This window comes from Mesorhizobium sp. LNHC209A00, assembly GCF_000502915.1.
GTDB lineage: Bacteria > Pseudomonadota > Alphaproteobacteria > Rhizobiales > Rhizobiaceae > Mesorhizobium.
In genome coordinates this window covers 32,977-53,214 of the sequence record NZ_AYWT01000023.1, presented here as the reverse complement: position 1 = coordinate 53,214, position 20,238 = coordinate 32,977, and the positions used below count along the sequence as shown (strand labels likewise).

The 20,238-nt window shown below is 56.9% G+C and carries 14 protein-coding genes and 8 pseudogenes; 12 read left to right on the top strand and 10 right to left on the bottom strand.

The window, feature by feature from the left end; genetic code table 11:
* Window positions 1-731: 731 nt before the first annotated feature.
* From X739_RS1000000169655 to X739_RS1000000167350, 3 genes and pseudogenes are all read right to left on the bottom strand, one after another.
* Window positions 732-935, bottom strand: a pseudogene (locus tag X739_RS1000000169655) (IS110 family transposase); the annotation flags it as partial.
* A 31-nt stretch (window positions 936-966) separates the two neighbouring features.
* The gene (locus X739_RS1000000168740) at window positions 967-1,161 is read right to left on the bottom strand and encodes a transposase (protein ID WP_156940017.1); all 195 of its coding nucleotides are present in this window, start codon (window positions 1,159-1,161) and stop codon (window positions 967-969) included.
* 139 nt (window positions 1,162-1,300) lie between these two features.
* Window positions 1,301-1,687 carry a hypothetical protein gene (locus X739_RS1000000167350; RefSeq protein WP_023796238.1) on the bottom strand — a complete coding sequence of 129 codons (387 nt, stop codon included), beginning with the start codon at window positions 1,685-1,687 and terminating at the stop codon, window positions 1,301-1,303.
* A gap of 626 nt (window positions 1,688-2,313) precedes the next feature.
* Here X739_RS1000000167350 and X739_RS138780 point away from each other — a divergent pair.
* The 4 genes and pseudogenes from X739_RS138780 (at window position 2,314) to X739_RS1000000168735 (ending at window position 6,742) form a co-directional block, all read left to right on the top strand.
* Window positions 2,314-3,876: a carbamoyltransferase C-terminal domain-containing protein gene (locus X739_RS138780; RefSeq protein WP_023796237.1), complete on the top strand. Its 1,563-nt coding sequence runs from the start codon at window positions 2,314-2,316 to the stop codon at window positions 3,874-3,876.
* 270 nt (window positions 3,877-4,146) lie between these two features.
* A complete protein-coding gene (locus X739_RS138785) occupies window positions 4,147-4,929 on the top strand; it encodes an SDR family oxidoreductase (RefSeq protein WP_023796236.1) in 783 nt (260 codons plus the stop codon).
* Between the two features lie 808 nt (window positions 4,930-5,737).
* Window positions 5,738-5,902 (top strand): annotated as a pseudogene (locus X739_RS1000000170905) (IS630 family transposase); the annotation flags it as partial.
* 315 nt (window positions 5,903-6,217) lie between these two features.
* The gene (locus tag X739_RS1000000168735; protein WP_156940015.1) at window positions 6,218-6,742 is read left to right on the top strand and encodes an SET domain-containing protein-lysine N-methyltransferase; all 525 of its coding nucleotides are present in this window, start codon (window positions 6,218-6,220) and stop codon (window positions 6,740-6,742) included.
* Between the two features lie 58 nt (window positions 6,743-6,800).
* Here X739_RS1000000168735 and X739_RS1000000170900 read toward each other — a convergent pair.
* Window positions 6,801-6,914: pseudogene (locus tag X739_RS1000000170900) on the bottom strand (IS6 family transposase); the annotation flags it as partial.
* Window positions 6,915-6,974: 60 nt separating this feature from the next.
* Between X739_RS1000000170900 and X739_RS1000000169650 the strand changes: the two are divergent.
* Window positions 6,975-7,093 (top strand): annotated as a pseudogene (locus X739_RS1000000169650) (IS630 family transposase); the annotation flags it as partial.
* Window positions 7,094-7,485: 392 nt separating this feature from the next.
* On the opposite strand, the gene X739_RS138795 reads toward X739_RS1000000169650, so the two are convergent.
* A complete protein-coding gene (locus X739_RS138795; protein WP_023796232.1) occupies window positions 7,486-8,331 on the bottom strand; it encodes a LysR family transcriptional regulator in 846 nt (281 codons plus the stop codon).
* 311 nt (window positions 8,332-8,642) lie between these two features.
* Here X739_RS138795 and X739_RS138800 point away from each other — a divergent pair, with 311 nt between their 5' ends.
* The 6 genes and pseudogenes from X739_RS138800 (at window position 8,643) to X739_RS138825 (ending at window position 15,444) form a co-directional block, all read left to right on the top strand.
* Window positions 8,643-10,232 carry an ABC transporter substrate-binding protein gene (locus tag X739_RS138800; protein ID WP_023796231.1) on the top strand — a complete coding sequence of 530 codons (1,590 nt, stop codon included), beginning with the start codon at window positions 8,643-8,645 and terminating at the stop codon, window positions 10,230-10,232.
* Window positions 10,233-10,418: 186 nt separating this feature from the next.
* Entirely contained in the window at window positions 10,419-11,195 is a 777-nt protein-coding gene (locus X739_RS138805) for an SDR family oxidoreductase (RefSeq protein WP_023796230.1), read from the top strand.
* Window positions 11,196-11,401: 206 nt separating this feature from the next.
* Window positions 11,402-11,911, top strand: coding sequence for a thioesterase family protein (locus tag X739_RS138810; protein ID WP_023796229.1), 510 nt, complete (start codon window positions 11,402-11,404; stop codon window positions 11,909-11,911).
* A gap of 146 nt (window positions 11,912-12,057) precedes the next feature.
* A pseudogene (locus X739_RS1000000168730) lies at window positions 12,058-12,358 on the top strand (CoA-transferase); the annotation flags it as partial.
* Between the two features lie 95 nt (window positions 12,359-12,453).
* A complete protein-coding gene (locus tag X739_RS138820) occupies window positions 12,454-13,410 on the top strand; it encodes an acetyl-CoA C-acyltransferase (protein ID WP_031252528.1) in 957 nt (318 codons plus the stop codon).
* Window positions 13,411-13,515: 105 nt separating this feature from the next.
* Window positions 13,516-15,444 carry an MBL fold metallo-hydrolase gene (locus tag X739_RS138825; protein ID WP_023796226.1) on the top strand — a complete coding sequence of 643 codons (1,929 nt, stop codon included), beginning with the start codon at window positions 13,516-13,518 and terminating at the stop codon, window positions 15,442-15,444.
* Between the two features lie 172 nt (window positions 15,445-15,616).
* Here the strand turns inward: X739_RS138825 and X739_RS138830 are convergent, their stop codons facing one another.
* From X739_RS138830 to X739_RS1000000170895, 3 genes and pseudogenes are all read right to left on the bottom strand, one after another.
* The gene (locus tag X739_RS138830; RefSeq protein WP_031252525.1) at window positions 15,617-16,549 is read right to left on the bottom strand and encodes an arginine deiminase-related protein; all 933 of its coding nucleotides are present in this window, start codon (window positions 16,547-16,549) and stop codon (window positions 15,617-15,619) included.
* Window positions 16,550-16,852: 303 nt separating this feature from the next.
* Complete coding sequence (locus tag X739_RS138835) at window positions 16,853-18,070, bottom strand: arginine deiminase (RefSeq protein WP_023796224.1); 1,218 nt, start codon at window positions 18,068-18,070, stop codon at window positions 16,853-16,855.
* A gap of 610 nt (window positions 18,071-18,680) precedes the next feature.
* A pseudogene (locus X739_RS1000000170895) lies at window positions 18,681-18,888 on the bottom strand (IS5/IS1182 family transposase); the annotation flags it as partial.
* On the opposite strand from X739_RS1000000170895, the pseudogene X739_RS1000000168725 reads away from it, so the two are divergent.
* Window positions 18,888-18,986: pseudogene (locus X739_RS1000000168725) on the top strand (transposase); the annotation flags it as partial. The pseudogenes X739_RS1000000170895 and X739_RS1000000168725 sit on opposite strands and share 1 nt — an antisense overlap.
* Here X739_RS1000000168725 and X739_RS1000000169645 read toward each other — a convergent pair.
* A complete protein-coding gene (locus X739_RS1000000169645) occupies window positions 18,983-19,267 on the bottom strand; it encodes a hypothetical protein (protein ID WP_023796222.1) in 285 nt (94 codons plus the stop codon). The pseudogene X739_RS1000000168725 and the gene X739_RS1000000169645 overlap by 4 nt on opposite strands.
* A pseudogene (locus X739_RS01000000166730) lies at window positions 19,264-19,977 on the bottom strand (transposase). The gene X739_RS1000000169645 and the pseudogene X739_RS01000000166730 overlap by 4 nt, the downstream one beginning before the upstream one ends.
* Window positions 19,978-20,238: the final 261 nt, after the last annotated feature.

Sequence of the window (20,238 nt, the reverse complement as noted above, 5' to 3'; positions counted from 1 at the left end):
CCGCCGCAGCCCGCCGCGACAGGCCACTCTCAACCGCTGCGATCACTCGCGAACGCAAATCCCCCGATATGGCTCTAACCATGCCTGCTGGCCTCCATACCCAGCCGACATGATGAATCAGATATTCTCCCCGATGGGAATCCCTCGCGATTCCATCAGGTCAGATTATGCTCTAGGAAGCATGCTGCCCTACCGGGAGGCGGCGAAGTGTGGCGATTTCCTGCCCACTGGCGTTGACGGATAAAGTATCATGATAACTAGGCGCATATGATTCACCCCGTCTCTCCAGGAGCGCCGTGCTCCGGAAAGGAGGTGATGAGCATGAGCAGGAAGACGATTACGATGGCCGCAGTGCGGTTTCGGGTCGGTTCACGACTGTTACGACTGCCGTTCGCAAGCCGAACACGCATATCGTGACCCACATTAAGAAGTGATAAATGGGGCGCCCTTCCCAGGGCGCCCCTTTTATCGCGAGATTTTTTACCAGATCACAAATTTTTAGCGCTAGGGACTCTTTTAAAATACGCGCGATTGCGCATTCGAAAGCGCTTACGTTTCGTACAAGCGCCACGCGATCGAACGTATGGCCGAACGAAACATTATCATGGGTGACGTTTTGTACGTCCTCAAAAATGGCTTTGTGCATATGGAGCCCATGGAGAGTACGCGACCGGCGTACAAAAAATATGCGATGGAAGGTCTCTGTCCCAACGGCAATAGCCGCACTCTGGGTTCCCGGTCGCTTCGAAGCCGCAGACCACCGGCTTGGCCAAACGCCTGCCGAATCCGATCAGCCGGTCATGCTCTGCGCGGGTATGAGAACCGGCAGCCGGCGGCGGCGCTTATGGCCGGTGGCTTCAATCAAGACTTCATGGCGCACCTTTATCGATCGCCACCAACACCGTATCGGCGGGTATAACATTTTGGCTGGTCATGGTCGGTCTCTCCGGAATGGGTTGTGAACATTCACATTCTAGAGATCGTCGACTGGCCATGGCCACCTCGATGGTGCGCGCCTGCAGCCAAAAGCTGCTGGCCGCGCGGACCGAGGTAGCTGACAAGCTTCTGTGGCTCATCGAAGCGGGTCACGTCGCCAATCGCGGCCTTCATCGCCAACGCGACCCTCATGTGTGCACCGGGGATGGTCATCAGCCGCTTCACGCTGTCATACTCAAGATCTGAGCGGGCAAGATCGCGCTCGATTACCTAGAGATCCTCGCCCACCCGATCAAAGTCGCGCAAATGCCGATCGATAGCGAGGCGCTCGTCTTCCGGCACAACCTGTTCACTCAACCAGGTTCTACCCTTGGCCCCGCACAGGTCCGCATGCGGACAAGACGGACAGGTGGCTATGAAGGATCGACTGGATGATGTTCTTCAAACGCGATCTCTGCCGGATGACCTGATTGCGCCGAGTGACCTGCCGGCGCAGCGCCTGCGTCGGCTCGTCCGCAATCCAGACTCTGGCAAGAAGCCGCTGGCTGCGCATGAACGCCGGCTTCGATCGTGTCGTTTTGATCTTGGCATAGGCAATGATACCCACCTGTTTCGGGTTGGCGATCACCACCTTCTTCACATGCGGCGCAACCACAGCTGCAGCCGACGTCGCGTTGCCGATGGCGTCGATCACCACGACATCGTCCGACGACAGCTTTGCGGCGAAGGCGTCGAACAGATCGCGCCGCAAGCCAGCCGCCTTAGCCTGCCGTCTTCCCAAGCTACCGCCTCGGCGAAGGCGCGGTGAGTATCCAGTCCGATGATGCGCATCCCTATTCCCTTCTTCCTGGCTCGTCAAAGACGGGAGTTGGCGGGCAACACGACACCTACTGATCAGCGCTCGCAGCGCATCCGGGAAAGTTGCGAGGGGCGGCCATGTAACGGGCTCTCAGCCCCCGGTCTAAAGACGGCCTGCCCGCACTTCCGTCCTCCCGGTGCCCCACGTCCCGGGTGGGCTCACCAGGCTGGAAATGCTGCCATGATCCCGACAGAAAGCATGCCGCGCGGGCGCTTGTCCTTCGAACATGTAGCGCAGGGCGGCCAACACCTTCGCCCCTCCTGACTCCAGCGCCGCCTCGATTGCAAAAGGGCATGTAAATAAATATAAAGCACGGCTTTGTTATTTTGCAGCATTTCTTCACAAACAGCCGAAAAACTTATCGCTACGACGGTTGATTTATGAGGTACGAATACGACATAATGAGGTTTATTTATATGACAGAAACGCAATAATAGTGAGGCGAGTCAACACATAGATTATATCGATGGTAAACTGTCGTTCATTCGTGATGGAGTACTATGATGCGGATAATATCGTTGAAACCGGGCCATGATGGCGCCATTGCGGCGTTGGATACATCGGCGGCCGAGCTGATTTACTCTTACGAGGCTGAGAAGGATAGCTTTGCCAGATATTCGACTATTAACCCGACGACCATTCTAGAAGCCGCGGGGCGCCTGGATGCCATTCCGGATGTGTTTGCTGTCGGTGGGTGGCACATAGGATTCAACCACGACCCGGTAGGATACTACGGCATAGCTCAGGGATCGGATATTGCCAGCGAGAGGACCGTCTTCGGCCGCAAGGTGCATTTCTATTCCTCGACGCACGAGCGCTCCCATCTCTGGGGCTCCTACGGCATGTCGCCATTCCCCAGCGGGATGCCCTGTTACGCGCTGATCTGGGAAGGATGGTCCGGCGATTTCTATGAAATTGATGAGAACCTGCAGGTTGAACATCGGGGGAAAGCGATGGCGAATCCTGGCCACAAATATTCTTTCCTTTATGCGCTCGCCGATCCAAAATTCGCTTTGCCGAAAGGCCACCGTATTGAAGACGCCGGCAAGCTAATGGCGCTTTGCGCCTATGGGCAGATCGGATCGCCCGACCAGGACGAGCAGGCGCTGATCGATTTCGTGCTTCCAAGCGAAGTGTACCCCTTGGCCAAGGAGGATCTGCGGAATTCGCCCTACTACAACATTGGCGTAACCCATCAGAAGTTCACCAACCTCGCCAGGCGCGTTTCAGACGCCATCTTCGATTCGTTCCACACTTTCGCGAAGAAGAACCTGACAAAAGGGTACCCGCTGCTGATTTCCGGCGGATGCGGTTTGAATTGTGAGTGGAACCGCAGGTGGCTCGAAACAAACCTTTTTTCCGATGTTTTCATTCCTCCATGCGCAAACGATACTGGCTCGGCGATCGGCACCGCAGTCGACGCGATGCGGCATTTCACAGGCAATGCTAAGATCAAATGGAACGTCTATTCCGGCCAGCCTTTCGCACATGACCAGATTGACCTCACCGGCCTCGAGGTCCATCCACTCGACTACGGCCAAGTAGCCTCGGCGTTGCTCGATGACAAGGTGATCGGCTGGGTACAGGGGAATTGCGAAATAGGGCCACGGGCGCTCGGTAACCGCTCAATTCTCGCGGCGCCTTTTTCAAAGGCAACCCATGAGCGGCTAAACCGCATCAAGAACCGGGAGAGTTTCCGCCCGATCGCGCCGGTCTGTCTGGAAGACGATGTCGCGCTCCACTTCGATTTGGCACGCCCGTCGCCCTACATGCTTCTTTTCCAGAAGGTTCTCGATAGCAGGTTGGAGGCTGTCACGCATGCTGACGGCACAGCGCGGGCCCAGACAGTTTCACGGAACCATAACCGACGGCTCTTTCAATTGCTTACCTCGTTCAAGGCAAAAAGCGGAGTCGGCGTTCTCTGCAACACATCGCTGAACTTCAATGGCACCGGCTTCATCAATCGCGCAAGCGATTTGCTGACCTATGCCCGGGCCGCTGGTCTTGACGGATTCGTGATCAACGATGCCTTTTATCTCTTCAAGGCAGGCCCGTCACGGTGTCGAGCGGACAGAAAGTGACCGCATAAGGTGGGAGGAGCATTCCTCCAAGCTGTCGCGGAAAATGGGTGATGACGGTTTGAGAAGAGCAGCGTATTCGACCAGCGATGCACCGTGGATGAGACTATCAACATTGTTCGCCTTCGTCAGGCCGACGGAATCTCTGAGCTCAACGCAAGGGACGCTCAAAGTCGGGGCAGACGAGCACCCACCCGATCGCCTCTCACAAGCCAGTCTGATCTGCGCCTGCTAGCTTCGTGAGGGCGGTGTAAACCATTTAAGGAAAACACCATGAACAAAGTGGCAATTGTGACAGGATCGGCAACCGGCATGGGGGCGACTTGTGCCATCAACCTCGCTGCGCGGGGCTGGAACGTCACGATAAACTATACTCGAAGCAAGAAGGAAGCCGAGGAGACTTATGTCAAAGTCAAAGCGCAAGGTGTTGAAGCCATCGTTGTGCAGGCCGACGTGGGGCAAGATGCAGATTGCCGCAAACTGGCCGCCGAGACTCTGAGCGAATGGGGGCGTATCGACGGCCTTATTAATAACGCCGCAACCACAAAGTTCCAAAAAGCCGGCGACCTTGAAGACGTCACACCGGAGGATTTCGACCGCATATTTCGCGTGAACACAACCGGCGCTTTCATGATGAGCCGTGCTGTGTTTCCGGCCATGAAGAGACTATGGGAAGAAAGCAAAGAACGCAGCGCAATCGTAAATGTGTCCACTAATGCCACTTTTACCGGCAACGGCAGCTCACTACCCTATGTGCTGTCGAAGGGCGCCTTAAATACTCTTACTGCGATGCTTGCACGCTGGCTCAGCCCTGCCGTTCGGGTGAACACGATTTGCCCCGGCTTCATACAAACCCGTTGGATGTTAAACGGCATCGGCGAAATAGAATACAACAAAATGAAAGAAGACGAAGTACAACGTACGCCTCTCCGCCAGGCAGGCACACCGGAACAGATGTCCGAGGCTGCGCTGTTCTTCCTGACGGAAGCGTCAAACATTACTGGTCAGATCATTGTTGTTGATGCCGGCAGTCATCTTGGACTGCTACCGCGGTAGCACCGCCCTCAGCCAATAGGATGCCGATGCAGTCGGCACTGAATTGGATGCTCTGGCCAAGGACATCAGACGCGACATCTATGCAGACTTGTGCGCCGCAGGTGATTGGCTGACAACGCGCTGGGCTATGGTTCGAGACGCAGCTCTCCAAGGGTGCGATGACCGCGTCATGGTCGGCATGTACAACAAACGGAAGCAAATAGCGCATGAAGAGGGTCATCTTGCCATAGCGCCGGAATCAAAACGTTGCCACACATCCGTCAGTACTTCCCGAAAGGCACCAACCTGAGCATCCACAGCGCCGACGGGATCGCCGCCGGAGCGATGACGGATTTTGTAGTGGCGGGCTTGATCAAGCGGCGCTTTGCGGCTTCATTTCGATGACCTCGATCCCGTCCTTGAACCTGGCACCTGCGAGCAGCAACTGATTTTGTCGCTTCAATCGAAGCCGGGATTTGGCGGCGGCTATGAGGAGCTTCAAGACCATCAGCCTGGCAGTCTTCGACGACAGGGGAGCCCTTCGAGCGCACCGTGTATTTGTGAACGGTGGCAAAAGACGCTTTCGTACAGGGGCCGATGAGGGGAAGCGCGGAAAATCTATCGGGGCTCGCGGCGAAGACGTTGTCCAGCCGCATTAGGAAGCCGGATATACGGCAGCAGTTGTGACCAACGGTCCTGATCCAGCCGATCTGTTGCAATCCGGCGGGGTCCATATACGTCCACACATGAATCCCACGAACGCTTCCTGCACTTTGTCGGGTTTGTCGGTTTGTAAGGCCGCCGCACATGCTTCTATACGCAACTGTCCGAAGGCCGCGCCCGGCTGGCAAGACATCCCCGATGGACTTCCCGCTTCGTTCCAACATCATTGTTCGGCGGCTGTGAGGGCTTCTCCGCCAAGCTGACACGCGACGGAGACTGCAACGGCGTCTTCCACTTCGTCATCGACCTGCAGGCGGCAATCAACCGATTCACGATATAGTCAAACGCGTGCACCGAGCGTTGGAATTAATCCACTGAGTTGGCACGAATTTTGAGCGCTTTCTTTGCGAACGGCGAACTCGATTCAGATTTCGCCGTCAAATGTAGCGTAAGGGGAGTGAGCACGGAAGGTCCTGTCAGGTTTAGATGGTTTTGCACAAAGACGGCGGGGAACGATCTTTCAGCTCGATGCCCGTCGCCAGCGTAGCAGTAGAATTTCTGGGCGCCTCTGCAACGATGAAGGTACCTAACATAGCGAATCCATAATAATTAAATTCCGGTTGCCTAGTCATGGAAGGAAGTGATCGTGCAAAATCCGCGTGTAGAGAATGGCATCTCAATCCTGACTGACGATCTCGGCTGCGCAAGGCGAATCAATGCTCGCAACGTTACGGTCCGCGATACAGGTCACGATAGAGGGCGTGGGATTTTCGCTGCTCGTGGTTTCCTGCCCGGCGAGGTTGTGATGATCGGGCTTCTTAATCGCTTGGAAAAGGCTCGGACGACGCACTCGATTGAGATAGATTGGAATGTTCATGCTTTATTTGAGGAGCCGCCTGTCTTTGTAAACCATTCTTGTGATCCCAATCTAGCGATTGTGGCGAACCGGTTCCGAGCTTACGATTTTATTGCTGTCCGGGAAATCTCTCCTGACGTCGAGCTAACCTGGGACTATGCCACCTCGGAGTTCGAGAGCATAGCGGTACCAGTTTGTCTTTGTGCGGCAGCAAATTGCCGACAAGCAGCCGGAGGGTTTTCCACGCTGCCCCCCGATCATCCACTGCTCTTGGCCGGCTTCTATGCACCCTATCTCAAACGAAACAGTGGATAGTTCCGGGGGGCTGTTGCAGCGCTGAATGCGAGCGCCGAGAGCTTTGATATGAGACCACTCAGGCGGCAAGGATTTGGAACTGCTCGGCCAGGGACGGAGTCGAATTGAAGGCGAACCTCGCCTGTTGCTTAAGCACTCCCTGAGCATGGAGCGCCGCGATCGGTTCTAGTATTTCGACGTGATGCTCCAAGTTGTTCAAAGCGTCTCACTGTTCGAATGATCGGATGTGTCGCGCCATGCGACCAGTACCCTGTTTGCTGCCGTCAATGTTCTCGACGGCTCGGTGATCGGCCGCAACATGCAGCGACACGGCATCAGGACTTCATCCGTTTCCTGAACGTGATTGAGGCGCGCAGCTGCAAACTGTCAGTGACAAGGTGCCCTCTTCGGTTGTCAAGATATGGCACGAGCATGGTCTTGCACATGCAGTCCACTACATCGTGAGACCGACAGACCATCGCCCGTATGATGCTCGATCGCGTGGTCATTCGGGTGTTCGGACAGACCGAACGTGCCGAATAGAGTGCCACTGGGCAGGCGAGGTCGTGACGGGTGAGGAGCCGCATAGGCATCGACCTGGATCGTGCCGTTGAAGGCAAGTCCGACCTCGGCGAGGCCATGGCCTATATACTGAAAGGCCCGAGCCGGATTGCTCATGAAACTGGATGTTGAATCACACAGGCCCCTCGTCATATAGCAAACGATTTATCAATCTAAAGACGTGCTCTTGGTTCGCGGCACTATTACCCTGTCAAAAGTTTAAGCCCTTTGAGTAACCGTGCGTGAGTATGGGAATGCTTATTTCGAACATGCACAGCCGAATAAATCGGATGCGAGATTCTCGGGGCGTCGGCGACTGTTCCCGCCACGCCCTCTAGGCTTAGCGTCTTGGCCACCGCCTCGGTGACAAACGCTGTCCCGCCTTGGCTTTTCAGAAGGTAGACGACCGCGCCGCCGTGTCCCATAGAGACGGGACTATTTTCCAGCTCGGGGAGCATCTGCTTATGTGCCCGATCGAACAAAATAGAGTAATGGGCGCGGATGTAGTCTGTCGGCGTAATCCCTTTCAAGGTCACGCTGCGTGTCGAGACCATAACGAAGTGCTCCTCCGCGATCTGCTCGTAGTGCATGTCAGGGTAATGTTGGGGCGAGTACAGCACCGCGAGGTCAAGGCTTCCGGTCGTGAGGTCCTGTATCATCTGGTTCGAGTAGTCGACTTCGACATAGATCGCCAGTTTCGGCATTGTTACTCTCACCCATTCTAACCATCCTTGCAGAACACGCTGGTACACGTCGGGGTGGATGCCAATTCGGATGTGATTTTCGAACTTGCCGACACCCTGGATTTCACGTCGCGCGTCTAACCAACCGAGTCGTAGGGCTCGCGCATGTTCCACGAGTCGAAGGCCCGCCACAGTAGGCTCGGTTCCGCTTTTGCTCCGGATGAAAAGTTGTTTTCCTAGCAGACCTTCCAACGTTCGGATGCGGCTCGAAACAGTGGATTGACTGATGCCCAGCCGATCCGCAGTCCTGTTGAAATTTCGGGTCTCGATCAGGTCGAGGAATGTATCGAGCAATTCGATTTGCATGCGACCTCCGAATGGCCAGCCACCCTCACGGCCATTGCTTTCATGTTAGGTCATACAAGGCGTAATCTGATTCATCGATTAATCTTCTGCCAACGATTGCATTGCCGACAACATTTTCACGGCGCACGGTTGATGGGAAACAAAAACTCTCTCCGGCATGCATTCCATCGACGTCATGGTCGCTCGGGAGAGGGTGAGGGCCGGTAATGCAAGTATTTGCCCGAACGAGGCAAAGCGAGGAGCCTCCAGCCCTCGTCCAATGAGTGGGAACATCTACACGGCAAATCGAACTATCCAAGGGAGAAACCTACGTGTCCAACGAACTCGATTTCCTTAGCCACCGCGTTGCCGCAGGCAAACTGAGCCGCCGCGATTTTCTTGGCCGCGCTGCTGCCCTCGGTGTCACCGCTACAATTGCAAACTCGCTGCTTTCCAGCGCGCTACGTGCTGCTGGTCCGGTCAGGGGCGGCACGCTCAAGGCAGGCATTCAAGGTGGCGAGTCCACCAACAGCCTCGATCCGGCGATTAATCTCAGCCAGGTGCCGTTCGTGTTTTCCAAGTGCTGGGGTGAAACGCTTGTGGACCTCGCACCAGACGGAGGTATCGAATATCTGATCGCCGAGGAGATCGGGGGCTCCAAGGACGCCAAGACATGGACCATGAAGATCCGCAAAGGCATCCAGTTTCACGACGGCAAGGAGGTGACGCCGGACGACGTCGTTGCCACGTTGAAGCGCCACAGCGACGAAAAGTCGAAGTCCGGGGCCGTCGGCATTCTAAAAAGCATCGACACCATGAAGGTGGACGGCGGCAACGTCGTTGTGACACTGAAAGATCCTAACGCCGACTTGCCTTACCTTATGGCCGACTATCACCTTGTCATCCAGCCAAATGGCGGCATGGACAAGCCCGACGCCGGAATCGGCACTGGCCCGTATAAAGTTTCAGACAACGAGCCAGGTGTTCGCCATGGCGGCAAGCGCTTCGCGAATTACTGGCAGCCCGACAAATACGGCCATGCCGACCAGATCGAAATTATTGTAATCAATGACCCAACGGCGCGGATAGCGGCTTTGCAGGGCGGCCAGGTCAACATGATCAACCGCGTCGAACCGAAGATCGTGGATCTCGTCAAGCGACAGCCCGGCGTCACCATCCGTGCCGCCTCCGGTCGCGGTTTTTACCCGTTTAACATGTTCTGCGACACCGCGCCCTTCGACAACAATGACCTGCGCATGGCGCTGAAGCTCGCTATGGACCGCGAGGAGATGCTGCAGAAGGTTTTGCACGGCTACGGCTCGGTTGGCAACGACATGCCGGTCAACGCCGCTTATCCGCTGTTCCCCGAGGACATCGAGCAACGAAAGTTCGATCCGGAAAAGGCGGCGGCGGCTTACAAGAAGTCTGGCCACAGCGGCTCGATCTTGCTCCGCACCTCCGACGTCGCCTTCCCGGGCGCCGTGGACGCCGCCCAGCTCTATCAGCAGAGCTGCGCCAGGGCCGGCATCAAGATCGAGATCAAGCGCGAACCGGGCGATGGCTATTGGTCCGAAGTCTGGAACAAGCAACCATTCTCTCTCTCCTTCTGGGCCGGTCGTCCGACACAGGATCAGATGTACTCGACGGCCTATCTCTCTACTGCGGATTGGAACGACACCCGCTTTAAGCGCCCGGATTTCGACAAGATGGTCATTGCAGCGCGCGGCGAACTCGACCAGGCTAAACGCAAGAAGATCTATCGCGACATGGGCGAGCTCATGCGCGACGAAGGCGGCCTGATCGTACCGTTTTTCAATCAGTTCGTTGACGCGACCGGCAAGGGCGTCGAAGGCTGGGTCGTCAACCCGGCACAGGAACTGAGCAACGGCCGTGCGCTTGTAGAGTGTTGGCTGCAGTCCTAATGGAAAAGCGAAGGGCCGGTTAAACCCGGCCCTTCTTGCCCCACCCCTAGAGCGGAGTCCGCCGCGGCAGCGACTCGCTCTAATTGCCGCCGCCTGCGATGCGCCGGGAACCTACCCATCACATTCACATATCGGCTCACTATGAGTGAGCCTGCGAACAGATTTTTGGTTCAGAGGAAAATTGCTATGGATCTAGGGCTGAAGAACAAGCGTGTTCTGGTTACAGCTGGTGCTGCCGGTATCGGAAGGGCGGTAGCAGAGCGTTTTGCGGCCGAGGGAGCAAGAGTGCTCGTCTGCGATGTCGACGCAGAGGCTCTCCAGAGTGTTCTGCCAAGCTCAGGCATCGGTACGATCGCCACCGATGTTTCCAGATCCGAGCCGGTAGCCAAGCTCTTTGGAGAGATTGAGAGCCGTCTCGGCGGGCTTGATATCCTGGTGAACAATGCTGGTATTTCTGGACCTTCGAAACCGATTGAAACTGTGAGTGATGAAGATTGGAGGACCACTCTCGGCGTGAATCTGGATGGCGCGTTTTTTTGTGCGAGAGCGGCCGTACCCCTTATCAAAGCTGCCGGGGGAGGAACGGTGATTAACATGTCCTCGACGGCCGGCCTGCTGCCGTATTCATTGCGCTCTCCCTATTGCGCCGCCAAATATGCTGTGATCGGGCTTTCCGAGGTCATGGCTATGGAATTGGGGCCGCACAACATCAACGTCAATGCGATTTGCCCCGGCTCTGTCGACTCACGCAGAATGGACAGGGTCCAAGCCATGGCCGCGCAGTCGCGTGGTGTGTCTATTGAGGAAATCAAAGAGCGTGAGCTCAAGCTGTACTCGATGCGCAGGCTTGTGAACGTTGAGGAAATTGCGAGTATGATCCTTTATCTTTGCAGTCCTCAGGGCCGCATTATTTCTGGCCAGTCGATCGCCATCGACGGCCAAACCATTGCGACTGAATACTAAGCAGCTTTGCAATGGCTCCAGCGCCGATGATCCTGCCACCCATGTTCTCAGGACATTACATCGTTCTCAAGCAGCTAGCAATTATGTGCGAGCTGGCAGACTCCTGCTGGGCTTTCCACTCGCTAAGCCATGTTCTCTTTTAGGTCAGTAACTTGCGGGTGTGCTGTCCTCGTCAAACTCTGGATAAACTTGGAAGCGGTGGCCCGATGGCTGAGACCGATGCCTTTAAACGTCAAGTCAACCCAGGTCCGGAGCCCATGAAGCTGCTGGAATTGGAGGTTCCTGCTGATTGGATCGACTACAATGGCCACATGACTGAATATCGCTACACGCAGTGCTATTCCGACGCCTGCGACGTGTTCCTTCACCAGATCGGCGCCGGAGCCGAATATGTGAAGGCAGGCTACAGCTACTACACCGTCGAAAGCCATGTTCGGCTGCTAGCTGAGGCGAAACTCGGGGATGCGATTTACGTGACGGCGCAAGTGTTGCCGTCTGACGGCAAAAAGCTCCATAACTTTATGCGGCTGTATCGGGCTTCCGACGACACCTTGCTGGCGACCTACGAAAGCATAATGCTCCATGTTTCGACGAAGAAAAATCGGTCTGTTTCTCCGCTGCCTGAGGTGATGGATAAACTCAAGCCTATAGTGGATGCCCATGCTGTCTTCCCAGTACCCGAGGCGTCGGGACGATCGATTGGGCAGAGGAAGTGATGACACCCTTTGCGCCGTGGTCCCCATATGGCCATATCTTCCAGCGTCGGTCTTCGGCCGACAGAGATAAGACCCTTTGCTCGGCATGCCGAGATGTCGATCCATTCTCACGGGTAACAACGTGTCCTTTGGAAATCGGGGAAACGATGTCAAACGCCATTGTAGCGCTTCGTGAACAAGATCTATATGGAAGCCCCTTCTGCGCTGGTCTTTTATTTGACGGGATGTTGATTGCTGCGGGCGGATTTGGCTTTGCGGGCATACCGGAGATTGTGACCCGCGCGATCCGGGACGCTGGGACCACGGAGCGGACGATTGCATCGAACGATTGGGGCGTCGATGGTTTCGGGCTCGGAATGCTGCTGAAGCAGAGCAAGAAGATGATCTCCTCCTGTCGGTGAGCACGCCGATTTCATATGCCAATACCTAAGCGGGCAACTGGAACTGATGACCAATTACTCAAGGCAACCGAAGCAACGATCGTTAACTGACTTGGCGGCGCGCCACAGAAAGCCAGGGCGCTGCTTACGAGAAGAGGAGCCATCATGAGCAAGACTTCCATGGTCGTTGCCAGCGCCGCACGCACGGCTGTCGGCTCCTTCAACGGCGCCTTCGCCGCCACCCCGGCACATGAACTTGGCGCCGTCGCCATCAGGGAGCTTTTGGCGCGCGCCGGCGTCGAGCCGGGTGAAGTCGACGAGGTCATTCTCGGCCAGGTGCTGACCGCCGCGCAGGGCCAGAACCCCGCCCGCCAGGCGTCGATCAATGCCGGCCTGCCCAAGTTGACGACCGCCTGGGGCCTCAACCAGGTTTGCGGCTCGGGCCTGCGCGCCATTGCGCTCGGCATGCAGCAGATCGCCACCGGCGACGCCAAGGTGATCATTGCCGGCGGCCAGGAATCGATGTCGCTGTCGCCGCACGCCGAGCACCTTCGCGCCGGCGTCAAAATGGGCGACTACAAGATGATCGACACCATGATCAAGGACGGGTTGTGGGACGCCTTCAATGGCTACCACATGGGCAACACCGCCGAGAACGTCGCCCGCCAGTTCCAGATCACCCGCGACGACCAGGACCAGTTCGCATTGGCCTCGCAGAACAAGGCCGAGGCCGCGCAGAAGGCGGGCAAGTTCAAGGACGAGATCGTCGCCTTCACCATCAAGGGCAAGAAGGGCGACACGGTTGTCGATCAGGACGAATACATCCGCCACGGCGCCACGATCGGCGCCATGACAAAGCTGAAGCCGGCCTTCGACAAGGATGGCACGGTGACGGCCGCCAATGCCTCCGGCATCAATGACGGTGCCGCCGGCGCGCTGCTGATGAGCGAGGCTGAAGCCGTCAATGGTGGCGCCATCGCCATCGGTCACCCGATCGGCGCTTCGGGCGCCCGCCAACACGCTGGTCTACGAGATGCGCCTCGTGGCGCCAAGAAGGGCTGGCCACGCTCTGCATCGGCGGCGGCACGGGGCGTCGCCATATGCGTGGAAGCGATGTGAGAGAGCTTAGTTGATGGTAACAGCCAAGTCCGCATTTGCGATGGACCACTCGTGATCAAGAACGTCTTCGGCACAAGCGTATCAGCGCTCTGAGAAGGAAATAGAATGTCTCTCATCCAGCTCTCCGAACACCTTTGGGCGTATCACGATACCTGTACCGTTTACGTTCTGAAAAGTGGCTCGGAGTGCCTGCTGATCGATACAGGATCGGGCGCTGTTTTGCAGCATCTTCATTCAATCGGCATCGAACAGGTCGACTGGGTTCTACATACCCATCACCACAGGGATCAGTGCTGGGGAACGCCTATCGTTCAAAAAGCTGGGGCGAAAATCGCGGTGCCGGAATACGAACGCCACCTATTCGACGATGTCGAGGCGTACTGGCAGGCACGACGCATCTACGACAACTACAATGACAGCAGCACGTTCTTCTCACTAGGAGAAAATCTTGCGATCGACGCTGTTCTGGAAGACTACGGTACCTTCGTCTGGAAGGAGTACGAATTTCGAGTGCTTCCGGCGAAGGGTCACACCTGCGGCATGGTTAGCCTGATTGTAGATGTAGATGGTACGAAAGTGGCCTTTATTGGCGACCTGATGACTGCCGGCGGGAAACTCTATCAATTGCATGCAATGGAGTATGGCTACGGTGACCTTCTCGGTGCCGAATTCACAATGCAGTCGATACTCGCCTTAAAAAAGGAGAACGTCGAGAGCGCCTATCCATCTCACGGGGCATCAATTAACGACGTGAAGGGGGACATCGAAAGGCTCGAATCGAGACTCGAAACACTTTCTTCTATCGGCAGGCTTTTTACATCGGGCCGAGACGTTAATTTCAACGAGACGCAGACCATCCGCGAGAGTAGGCTGGAGCGGATCAGTGAACATCTGCTGTGGGCCGGGCCTTACACCTGCTCCAATTTTTACGTTGTGCTGAGTGGAAGCGGTCACGCAATGTTGATTGATTATGGGCTAGCCTCGCAGGGGCATCTCCATAGCGGCGCCGATTCCGACGGGCTGCAGGCCCTGCGTTTCGTCGAGCATCATATCGATCAGCTTCGCGATGATCATGGAGTGCGGCATATTGAACTCGTCGTGCCGACGCACATTCACGATGACCATGTCTGTGGCATACCATACCTCCAGCGACATTTCGGCACAAAGTGCTGGGCCCTCGATTGTGTCGCCGAGGTCATTGCCGATCCAGCTGCGTGGGCAAGTACGCCGTGCTGCTTCCACAAACCCATTGAAGTGCAACGGATTCTGAGTGACGGTGAGGCTTTTCACTGGCGAGGATTTGACTTAGAGGTGCATTACGCCCCGGGTCAGACCGAATATCACGCGATGATTCTGGCTAGGATCGACGGAAAACGAGTCGTTTTTGGCGGCGACAATCTGTTCCTTTTTAATCCTCGCGCCGGAGGGATTGATCGCGAGATTGCTATCCAGGCGACGGTCATGCGCAACAGCTTTCAATTGGAGATGCATCATCGCTGCGCTAATGTAATACGGGTACTTAACCCCGATCTTGTCTGCCCTGGGCACGGAAAGCTAATTGACATGGATCAGGCGAGGATCGCCGAGTACACGAGTTACATCGAACGTAAAGAAGAAGCTTTCCGAGGTATCGTAGATGAACCCGCCAATCATTTTATCGATCTATTCTGGGCGCGGATGCTCCCTTATATTTCGCATGTTCAGCCGAACAGCAAGCTCATATATACAGTGAAGCTCCGCAACAACTTGGAGCGCCCTGCTGTGTACAGCGCTCGCCTCCAACCGGCATTTGGTTGGGCCTCGGATGGAGAGGCTCAGAGCATTGAGCTTCAACCGCGGCAGCTAGGCGAGGTAATGCTTCAGGCCACTGCCCCGTCTCATGTTGATCAGCGGCGAAGGCTCATCACCGTCGAAATTTTGATCAACGGTGTATCGCAGGGACCTATCTGTGAAGCCCTCGTTTCAACGAGATTAGCTTCTGTCCCCCAGGGAAAAACGATTGAGTTCGCATTGTCAACCGACTCCGGGAGTTGATCCCTCCTATCGCCTCACGGAGGCATGTTGCGGAGCGCGATGAGGCCGACATGGCCGCTAACTCCTCTGTCGCGGCGGGGGGAGATAGCGGCCAGCTCGTCATCCATCGGTGGCAGTTGGAGTTCCGGTTTCCTATTTCCGCAGGGTCGGGTCGTAACGAACAGACCGATTTCTAATCCCGGGGCGTGAGGTGCACTCCGGCGATGGTGCATCGCACGGAACCGCCAGCTAGCTCGATCGTTGGAATTGCTAGGGGCAGGATGCGCGCGCTCTCGCCGATGATGCTGATCTGTTCCGCTGTCAATGCCAAAAGTGCGGTCGTCGACAGGGCCAAGATGCGCCCGTTCCCGCCCAGGAGCTCAATGGCATTGCCTGCAAACTTCTCGATCTGTGCGTTGGTGAGCCCGATTACTCGACGGCCCGCCCGTTCGAAACGGTTGACGATTTCGCGTCGTCGCCCTGAGTCCGTAATCATGTCGAGGCCGATCATGGCGAAATCGGTTGCGACGCACATCAGCACGTTCGTATGATAAATGTCGAACCCGCTGGGGTCCTTCGCCGAGAACAAAATCGGCTCAAAACTAAACTGGGTGCAGAACCTTTCAACTGCGATAGGATCCGTGCGCTCAGATATTACCGCATAGGCGACACGATCGATGTGATCGAGCACCATCGAACCGGTACCTTCCAAGAAGAGCCCGTCCAGCTCAAGGCCAGAATAGTCGATAACCTCCTGCACTCTATATCGGCTTTTCAGCATGTCTATTATATCGCTCCGGCGCTCACGCCGGCGACTCAAGGCCTTCATCGGGTAGATCGCCACGTAACCGCCAGAGTGGGTTGAAAACCAGTTATTCGGAAACACTGAATCGGGAGTGTTGCTGCCCTCGCTCTCGAACAAATACACCACTATACCCTGCTCTCGAAGCAGCGCGGCGGCGCGGGTGATCTCCGCATATGCGAGCGGCGAGAGATCACCAGCATTCTCATTCGATAGTTGAAAGCGATTATCGGCAGCAGTCTCGGTATTGACCGTGAAATGATGGGGGCGAACCATAACCACCGAGGAAGGTGCCTGAGTGGAGAATTCTGAACTTGGTACCATGGGAAAGACGCCGATCGGGTTAGTAAGCAGGTTAAAGCATGCCACAGGGGCCGCTGATGTAGGTCATCGACCATGTGGAGACGCTGGCAACATCCATTCCAAAGCCGCTCTCGTACTGCGTATCGCCCGAAGAGTCCTGGGTTTCGAAGCCGACGCTGTCGAACAGAGGAGTGTTGAACGTCGCCGACCTGGTGCCGTGCCACTCACGGGGCTAAGACCTAAAGGAAACGACGGTGAAGCCGAAATCATCGAGATTGCGTACAGTCTTTGGTGCCTTGCGGGTCGATGTCATAGTGCCTTTGCTCAGATTGGATCGCGCACTATGGGACAAGTCATGCAGTGTGCGCCCCCACGTCCCCGGCTGAGTTCCGCACCGTCGACAGCGATCACTTCCACGCCGGCGCGTCTCAACATCGTGTTCGTGTATACGTTTCGTTCGTAAGCAATCACGACGCCGGGCTCGACGGCGACCACATTATTAGCGGCATCCCATTGCTCCCGCTCGGCCGCGGAGTTATCGCCACCGGTCGCGACAGTGCGGAGAGCGTTCAATCCTAACGCCTCGGCCACCACCGACAAGAACGGTCGAGTCTCCTTGGTGACGTCGAGCACACCCTCAGCGTTGGTCGGTCGTAGCGAAAACGTGTGCAGCAACTCAACAACCTGTGGGTAGATCGTCACGAGGTCGCGGTCACAGAAGGTGAATATTGTGTCCAGATGCACACAGTTGCGTTTCCGCGGCATCAGCGCTGCGACGACTCGGGTTACCTCCTTCGTCGTGAACAAGCGGCGCGCCAGAGCCTCGACTGCCTGTGGTGTGGTTCGTTCGCCCATTCCAATTAGCACAACGCCGCCGCCAATCGGCATCACATCTCCGCCTTCGAGGCTGGAAATGGGGTCTGTCCCATCGGGCAACAGGAAAGTGAAGCTGGCCTCGCGAAACCGCGGATGGAAGCGGTAGACGGCCTCGACATTCGCAGCTTCCGGCTGTCTTGGGGGCCAATACATAGCGTTGACCGTGACGCCCCCATAGATCCAACAGGAACTGTCACGTGTAAAAAGCTGGTTCGGCAAGGGCGGCAGGACGAAATCTTCCGGCATTAGCGTTTGCCCCGTCAGGCTGCGCGGTTTGAACGGCATTTCCGCAACAAGAATCCCGCCAACCAGATATGTCGCGAGCTGACCAGCAGGAATCTCCTCAAGCCAGCCCCGCAATTCATCGACCATGTCTTGCCCAACAGCGGAAGCATTGACGCGACGGTCGAGTAGCCAACGGCGCGCTTCGGGCAAGGCCACCGTTGCAGAAAGCAGGCCGTCCAAGGAGTGCACCAACACGCCACGGTCGCGCAGGGCCTCCACGAACGTATCGTGCTCCCGTCCGGCGCGCTCCACCCAAAGCACGTCATCGAAAAGAAGGCCGTTGCAGTTCCGCGGGGTGAGACGGTGGAGGTTAAGGCCTGGCCGGTGCACCAGCACTTCTCGCAGCCGGGCGACCTCGGAATGCACACCTAAGCTCATCATGGCAGTTGCCTTGTCCTCAGAGCGGGCCAATGGCGGAGATTCTGTCTCGTTGGCGGTAAGGCCATCGCGCCATGAGGGCGGTCATGGAGGGATCGGCCGGAACGAAGGCGCTCCCTCCGCTCATGCCTCCGCCCAAAGTTGGAAGAGGATGCGGCGTAGATTGAGGACATCGCTATAGAGACATCATCCAAAATGCACGGCGCGCGGTGTAGCTGACGAGCCGGAGCATAAAGACGCGCGAATACCGGATTTGGCGGTTGCATCCACCTGTTCGAAGCATCTCGTGCCGGTGATGCCCTCAAGTAAATCATCCGTACACACATCGAACGGCCCTGCTCCTACGTGAACGTCAGAGTATAAACAGCAAGAGCAATGCCAAGCGAAAAAGCGATGAAATTTCAATGTGGTGCTCGCTTTTCGTGTTTCTGCGTGTCCGGTAAGGCCAAGCTTTGTCATGCTTTAGACAATCCAATTGGGTTGCGAAAGGCACAGTGTCCTACGCACAGAGCGCGAAGGGGAGTAAGAGACCTGTGAGCGGGTATCTGGACTGGTATGTTGATCGGTGATTCTTTCAATCAGACAACGGATTGGGGCCTGACTCGAAACTCGGTTACGTGCGAGGTGGAGCTGCGCGGTGGCGAAGCATGAGGCGAATGGAGGCGATGAAGACCCACGCTTCGGCGCTTGCGATAGTCTCGAAAAAGCTTGGCGAGCCGGTCAACGCCCGAGCCAGGCGAGGGTTCGCTCGATGTCTCATCGTCGCGGCAGCACCTCGAGACCTTGGCCGTGTCGGAGCGCTTGATGGTCCACGTGCCCAGGTCGGCGAGAGGTCGAGTTGGTCGTGTCCGACGATCATGCCGGCCTGGTGGCAGCGATCGGCGAGGTGATCCCCGAAGCCGCCCGGCAACGCTGCTACATGCCGTCGTAGCCACGCAAACCGGCAACGTCCGCGGCCTTTGCCGATTGGCTGTCGCTGATGCCGGCGGTCGGGCTCGCCTGGCGACCAAGCGTCAGGTGGGCCGCAGCCACGCAGGTGGAAGTACAGCCTATCGTCTCGCCAGGTACTAGAAAATAGCGTTGAACCATCAAAACGGCGGGAAGCAGTCCTGCAACGCCCGCCGCTGGCAGCCGGTCCAAGCAATATATGGTTGTGTGCGTCAAGTTCTGCAAAAAGGGGGCGGCCATGACGCTGGTCATGCGGCTTGGCGCAGAGCGAGCTTCTTGTGCTCGCGCAGGTCGTCCATGTTGATGTATCGGTTGGCCTCCATCCCAGTTTTCATTGGTCTCGACGGCCAAAGCCCTGACCAGGCGCAGGCAGCTTTCGGTTGGGAAACATGTGCACGCCATAGGTTCTGCGCCTTATTTCGCAGAGGCCAGGGCTGATCTGCCAAGGATGAGGTAAGGAAACGGCTCTTGAAGGCGCGCCTGGCAAAGGCAGCGAGGCTCTCGTCCAGCCGCTTGTTGATGGCCGAGATCGACGAGGCCGAGAAGGCATGGCCGCACAGTTCTTCCGTGATCGCCCTGACCTTGCGGGTCGACACGCCCTGCACATACATCTCTGCAAGCGTTGCCACCAAGGCCCGCTCGGAACGCTGGTAGCGCTCGAACAGCTCGGTGGAGAAGCGCCCGGCCCGGTCCTGCGGAACCCGCAGCTCGAGCTTGCCGACCCGCGTCACAAGGGTACGGCCGTAATAGCCCGAGCGATAGCCAAGCCGTTCGGGCGTGCGCTCGCTCTTCGAGGCACCCAGCGCCTCGTCCATCTCGGCCTCAAGCACCTCCTGCATCACCGCACGGAGCACTTCGTGCAATCCATCCGGGTTCGAAAGCAAAATGTCTTTGACGGCGGCGCTGGCGGCCTTAACTTCAGTCTTGGTCCGTGGTCGTCCTGTCGCCTTCGCTCCAGGCATGGACGGCCCGATCAACGCCCATTCCATGTCCGTCAACGCGGTTGCATCCCGCTGCCCCGCACGTAATATTGCCGGCGGGTGGCCCCCGTCCAACCCTCTCGTGATCCCGCTCAAGTCTAAACAACTCAAGCGGATCACAACGGACGCCACTCAACCGCTTCCAAGCCCAATCCCGAGTTTCGGGTCAGGCTCTGAGAGATGCGATGTACAACCATGGCAAAACCGGTGCGGACGCTGCGTGATGCGGGGCCACCAGATTCT